Source organism: Burkholderia aenigmatica (genome assembly GCF_902499175.1).
Classification (GTDB): Bacteria; Pseudomonadota; Gammaproteobacteria; order Burkholderiales; family Burkholderiaceae; genus Burkholderia; species Burkholderia aenigmatica.
Genome location: NZ_CABVQC010000041.1, coordinates 73,627 through 79,931, shown reverse-complemented (window position 1 = coordinate 79,931; position 6,305 = coordinate 73,627). Strand labels below are relative to the sequence as shown.

The 6,305-nt window shown below is 63.9% G+C and carries 1 protein-coding gene and 1 pseudogene; both read right to left on the bottom strand.

All coding sequences use genetic code 11. The features are described 5' to 3' along the window. Nucleotides 1–404 precede the first annotated feature (404 nt). Nucleotides 405–4,106: pseudogene (locus tag BDO18943_RS26285) on the bottom strand (ESPR-type extended signal peptide-containing protein); the annotation flags it as partial. 1,222 nt (nt 4,107–5,328) lie between these two features. Then, nucleotides 5,329–6,231, bottom strand: coding sequence for a ferritin-like domain-containing protein (locus BDO18943_RS26280; protein ID WP_175024631.1), 903 nt, complete (start codon nt 6,229–6,231; stop codon nt 5,329–5,331). Between the last annotated feature and the right edge of the window lie 74 nt (nt 6,232–6,305).

Genomic DNA, 6,305 nt, shown 5'->3' with positions numbered 1-6,305 from the left:
GAGCTGTTAGCCGACGAGAGACCGGTCGACGTGGAGGTCGAGAGCGAACCGATCGAGCTGTTAGCCGACGACAGACCCGTCGACGTGGACGTCGAGAGCGAGCCGATCGAGCTGTTGGCCGACGAGAGACCGGTCGACGTGGAGGTCGACAGCGAGCCGATGGAGCTGTTAGCCGACGACAGACCCGTGGAGGTCGAAGTCGACAGCGAGCCGATCGAGCTGTTGGCCGACGACAGACCCGTCGACGTGGAGGTCGACAGCGAGCCGATCGAGCTGTTGGCCGACGACAGGCCGGTCGAGGTCGAGGTCGACAGCGAACCAATCGAACTATTGGCCGACGACAGACCCGTCGACGTGGAGGTCGACAGCGAACCAATCGAGCTATTCGCCGACGAGAGGCCGGTCGACGTGGACGTCGACAGCGAACCGATCGAGCTGTTGGCCGACGAGAGGCCGGTCGACGTCGAGGTCGACAGCGAGCCGATCGAGCTGTTAGCCGTCGAGAGGCCGGTCGACGTCGAGGTCGACAGCGAGCCGATCGAACTGTTAGCCGACGACAGACCCGTCGAGGTCGACGTCGACAGCGAACCGATCGAGCTATTCGCCGACGACAGACCCGTCGACGTCGAAGTGGACAGCGACGAAATGGCGCTGGTCGCGCTACCAACCTGTGCGGCGACCGAATAGAGCTGGCTGCCGTTGACCGCGTCGGTGCTGCTCGACGTTACCTGGCCGGCGGCGACGTTGGTGATTTGCCGCTCGTTTTTGGCGCTGCCGACGCTAACTGTGCCGACCGGCGAAGTGCCTGCAAAGCCGTCGAACGTGACACCGCCGACGGTCGCGCTGCTCGTGGCAGACGCCGTGTTGGTCTGCGAGTTGGCGCCGAGCGCAACGGAATTGTTGGTGCCAGCGACGGCGCCGGTGCCGATGGCGACGGCGTCGGTGCCGGTCGCGGTGCTGTCGGCGCCGGTCGAATTCGCGTGGAAGTACTTGATGCCCTGGCTGTTGATGTTGTCGATCGCCGAGCCGACGCTGTTGGCGGTCGTCGCCGTGCCGTTCGCGTTGTAGGTCGTGTACGCCGGTGCGGAGACCGTCCCGGTCGTCGGATCGTACTTGGACCCGCCGCCGAGTGCCGATGCCGTGCTGTTGCCGAGGTTGTCCGTCTTGACCGTGACCGAGCTCAGGCCGGTCGACAGCGAACCGATCGAGCTCGTGGCCGACGACAGGCCGGTCGACGTCGACGTCGACAGCGACAGGACCGTGCTGTTGGTCGAGCTCAAACCGGTCGACAGCGAACCGATCGAGCTGGTGGCCGATGAGAGACCGGTCGACGCGGAGGTCGAGAGCGACGTGACACCGGTGGACAGCGAGCCGATCGAGCTGTTGGCCGACGAGAGGCCGGTCGACGCGGAAGTCGACAGCGACGTGACGCCGGTGGACAGCGACGAGATGGAGCTATTGGCCGACGAGAGACCCGTCGACGTGGAGGTCGAGAGCGAACCGATCGAGCTGTTAGCCGACGAGAGGCCAGTCGACGCGGAAGTCGACAGCGACGTGACGCCGGTGGACAGCGACGAGATGGAGCTATTGGCCGACGACAGACCCGTCGACGTGGAGGTCGAGAGCGAACCGATCGAGCTGTTAGCCGACGAGAGGCCGGTCGACGCGGAAGTCGACAGCGACGTGACGCCGGTGGACAGCGAACCGATCGAGCTATTCGCCGACGAGAGGCCGGTCGACGTGGAAGTCGACAGCGACGTAACGCCGGTCGACAACGAAGAGATCGAGCTATTGGCCGACGACAGGCCCGTCGACGCGGAAGTCGACAGCGACGTGACGCCGGTGGACAGCGAACCGATCGAGCTGTTGGCCGACGAGAGGCCGGTCGACGCGGAGGTCGAGAGCGACGTGACGCCGGTGGACAGCGAACCAATCGAGCTGTTGGCCGACGAGAGGCCGGTCGACGCGGAGGTCGAGAGCGACGTGACGCCGGTGGACAGCGAACCGATCGAGCTATTGGCCGACGACAGGCCGGTCGACGCGGAAGTCGACAGCGACGTAACGCCGGTGGACAGCGAACCGATCGAGCTGTTAGCCGACGAGAGACCCGTCGACGTGGAGGTGGACAGCGAACCGATCGAGCTATTGGCCGACGACAGGCCCGTCGACGCGGAAGTCGACAGCGACGTAACGCCGGTCGACAGCGAGCCGATCGAGCTGTTAGCCGACGAGAGACCCGTCGACGTGGAGGTGGACAGCGAACCGATCGAGCTATTCGCCGACGACAGGCCAGTCGACGCAGAAGTCGACAGCGACGTGAGGCCGGTCGACAGCGAACCGATCGAGCTGTTAGCCGACGAGAGACCCGTCGACGTGGAAGTCGACAGCGAACCGATCGAGCTGTTAGCCGACGACAAACCGGTCGAAGCCGACGTCGACAGGCTCACGATGCTCGACGTCGTCGTGCTCGCGACCGAGTAGAGCTGGCTGCCGTTGATCGCGTCGGTGCTGCTCGAGGTGACGAGGCCCGCGGCAACGTTCTGGATGCGGCGCTCGTTGCCTGCCGTACCGACGCTGACGACGCCGTTGGCACCGCTTGCGCCGGCAAAGTTGCTGAACGTCTGGCCACCGATCGTGGCGGAGCTGACCGAACCGGTGCCACCGGTCGCCGAGTTCGCCGTACCGATCGTCGCCGAGTTGTTGCCGAGGGCAACGGAGTTGGTCACGTTGGCCACCGACTGGTAACCGAGCGCCAGCGCGTTGCCGGCCGAAGCGGTCGACTGGTAGCCCATCGCGACTGCATTACCGTTGCCGCTTGCGGTCGCGAAAGACCCGATCGCAATATTGCCGGCTTGGGACGCCGTGGTTGTCTGGCCGATCGCAACGCTCTGGACCGCACTTGCTGTGGCGACGCCAAGCGCCACGCTGCCCCCGCCGGCAGCGTTGGCATTGACACCGATCGCGGTCGCATAGTTCGCCGTCGCGGAACTGCCGCTGCCGTAAGCGGCGGCAGGCGCCGAAGCGCCGCCCGCATACGACGAAGCGCCGACCGCGGTCGAACCCGCGTAAGTCGCCGTGGCGCTGCTGCCGATACCGACCGAACCCGCACCCGTCACGCTGTTGGCACTGCCCAACGCAACCGCGCCGGTGCCGTTCGCCGAGTTGCCGTTGCCGAGCGTGACCGCACCCGTGCCGCTGGCCGAGTTGCTGGTACCGAGCGCGACTGCGCCGTCGCCGCTGGCCGTCTGTGCGCGACCGATCGCCACGGCGCCGCCGTTCGCGGAACCGCTGTTGGCGGTCGTGCCCGACGAGCCGATGGCGACGTTCTGGCCCATCGCGCCGGAGACGACGCCGTCGCCTTGCGCGATGCCGTAAGCGCCGTTGACGGTTGCACCGCGACCGATCGCGATACCCGAAGTGGCGCTCGACGTGACGGACGACTGCCCGCCGATCGCGATGCCGTCCGAAGCGGCCGACTGAGCGCCCTTCGTGGCGTTGCTGCCGATTGCGACCGAGCCCGCGCCAGATGCGATGGTGGAATTCGCATACGACAGCGGTGTCGTGCCGTTGCCGGCTGCGCCGCCGATCGCGACGGAGTTCAGTGCATTTGCGGTTGAGCCGAAACCCAGCGCAGTCGAGCCGACACCGCTCGCGGTCGTTTCGAGACCGGCGGCGGTGCCCCACATGGCGGCCGAGCTGAGGAAGCCCTGATGAGCGGTGCCGCCCTTGCCGGTTACCTGGGCGTAGGTGCCGTAAACCGTCGCGGCGAGGTTGTTGCCGCCGGACGCGTTACAGCCCGTCACGGTCGACCACGTGCCTGAACCGTCGGTGGGATAGGCGTTCGTATCGCCCATCGTCGTTCGACCGGCAGCGGTACTGCCGCTCGAGGACGTGCAGCTCGACACCGAGAATTGCCCGAACCCGTTGACGGTTCCGGGTATGTAGGTTGCCGCGCTCGCGAGCGAAGGCAACGCGACCGCGAGTGTGGCGGCGATGGCGACCACGACAGCCGACTTGTTCGGCTTGCCCCGTGCCGAATCGATTTCCGATGCTGCGACCCACGCGCCAAGCGCTTCGTTCCAGATCGAGCGGTATGTGCGGTTCATGTCCTGCTACCTCCAAATGTGCACGCCACACACCGGTCTCTTTCGTTAGAGGATTACTCCGTGCGCTCGCGCGAATCTCAAAATTGATGGGCGGAGTTTATTGGATCGGGATTTTTTAAATTGACAAAGAGTGATAAATGGAAGGTTTTGAAAGTTAAAGGATGGTCAATACATCGCGTTTTGATGTATTGCTGCGGAATGCATTTGAAGGGTGCAAGAATGCTCGTTGTAGCGTTCTGTCGATGCGCTGGAGACTCTATTTTTCTTATTAAAATCAATTGGTTGTGTAGCTTTTGTGCGGTAGATTACACGTCCGAAGAGCTCAAACGTAAGACAAATGAAATAGCAAACGTTTGCGCATCAGGAAATCCTTTCATGAATGTAATGTTGTTGGGTGTGCGAATGGATAATATGATTACTATCTTGTTAATTTGTTAATTCATGATTTGAGTGTCGATTTTCTATTGATTTTGTGCGTTATCTATAAATCAATTTAATTTGGAGTTTCGACTATTGGGCTGTGCTGATTTGCGCATCCTGGGCGCGACGGTGGCCCGCGAGACGGGCGTTTCGGGCCGGTTGGGGCGTCGAATTTGTAAAAAAGTGCTACAGAGCGGTGGGCTGGGCCGTCATCATTCGTCTTTCGAATTTGTCCTATTGACTGTTTCGGTTATGTTGATATTCGGGCGGGATTCGGAGAGGGGGTAAACCCGTCCGGGAGGCGTGACCCGCTTCCGCTTTGGGCCGGCTGGCGACAGGGTGTGAATGACGTTGGCCGGCAAGGGCGGCGGCGCCACCGAATCATCAGATCCTGGATGTGACAATTTGTCCGGGCGCGGCGCACGCGCGCCGAAGTTCCAGAAAAAAGGGCGGGAGCAAATGTGGCGTGCGCGGCACACCCGGCAGCCGGATGCAGCGCGGTACGGTCTCGTACCGCGTGCGATGGGGTGACGCCGAGCCGTCGGCGGGCCGGGCGATCCAACGGATGCGGTTCGCCGTGCAAGTGCGACGAGCACGCATCGAGGTTCGAACAGGACGCAGGGCACGGAACAGAACGGATGCATCGATCGCAGCGGATCGTCTGCTGCGCGCCCGGATGCGGACGAAGCGACTGCGAGCCGCCGGATTCCGGCGCAACTCGGGCCGTCCCGGCGTGACGATCGTCGACGGGCGTTGCCCGGTTGCTCGACCGGGCAACCGGGCCCTGTCCCGAGCGGTTGCCTTACTTCTTGAGAAACCGCAGCGCGAACCGCGCCATGCGCGGCACGAACATCGGGCGCAGCAGGCGCGTGTCGTAGCCGGCCATCCGCCGGTCGTTCTCCGCAAGACACAGTTCGATCAGCTCGCGCGGGTTGAGCGCGTCGCCGATATCGGCGGTGCCGGTCGCCGGGAAGTTCGCGTCGCGCGCGACGCCGTCGGAATCGATGCCGCGCGCGATACCGATGCGTTCACGAATCAAATGCACCCACACGGCCGCGACCCGCGCGAAGAACCACGGCCGGCGCCACCACGGCAGGCTGCGCCAGTACCACGCGTACCAGTTCACGAAGAACAGGATGTGGCGGCCTTCTTCCTGGATCACCGGTTCGAAGGTGTCGACGAGTTCGGGCGGGAAGTAGCCGGAGCGCTGCGCGGAACGGAACAGCCCGAACGCGAAGAAGCTGTCGATGCATTCGCTGAAGCCCGTGACCATCCACGACCACTCGGGATCCTTCGGCGCGGGATAGGGCGGCTCGGGAGCGAGCCGGATGCCGTAGGCCTCGACGAGCTTCGACAGCACGACCTTGTGGCGCGCTTCCTCGCCACCGTCCATCTCGAGCGCGCGGCGCAGCAGCGGATCGCCGATGGTCGCCGCATAGGTCGCCACGCGGATCGATGCGCGGCCTTCGGTCTGCACCGCGATGTCCCAGATCGGCAGCGACGTGAGCCGTTTGAGTTCGGCGGGCTTGAGCGGCGGCCAGTCGATCACCGCCGGCTTGTACGGGTTGTGTGTGTCGAGCAGCATGCGGCAGAACATCTGCATGTGCGCATCGGAACCGATCCGGACCGGACCTGGCCTCTCGAAGGTCCAGTTGCGCATTGCGTGATCTGCTGCTGCATGCTCTTCCTGCAGCGTGTCACTCATGGCTGTTGCTATGCGATTACGGGTCGAAAGATTCTTGCATAGCTTCCGTAAACGCGTATTTTCGAGCGGCCATG

Bases quoted from the DNA above. Each gene is read 5' to 3' on its own strand.
- BDO18943_RS26280 (WP_175024631.1), bottom strand. From the start codon at position 6,231: ATGAGTGACACGCTGCAGGAAGAGCATGCAGCAGCAGATCACGCAATG.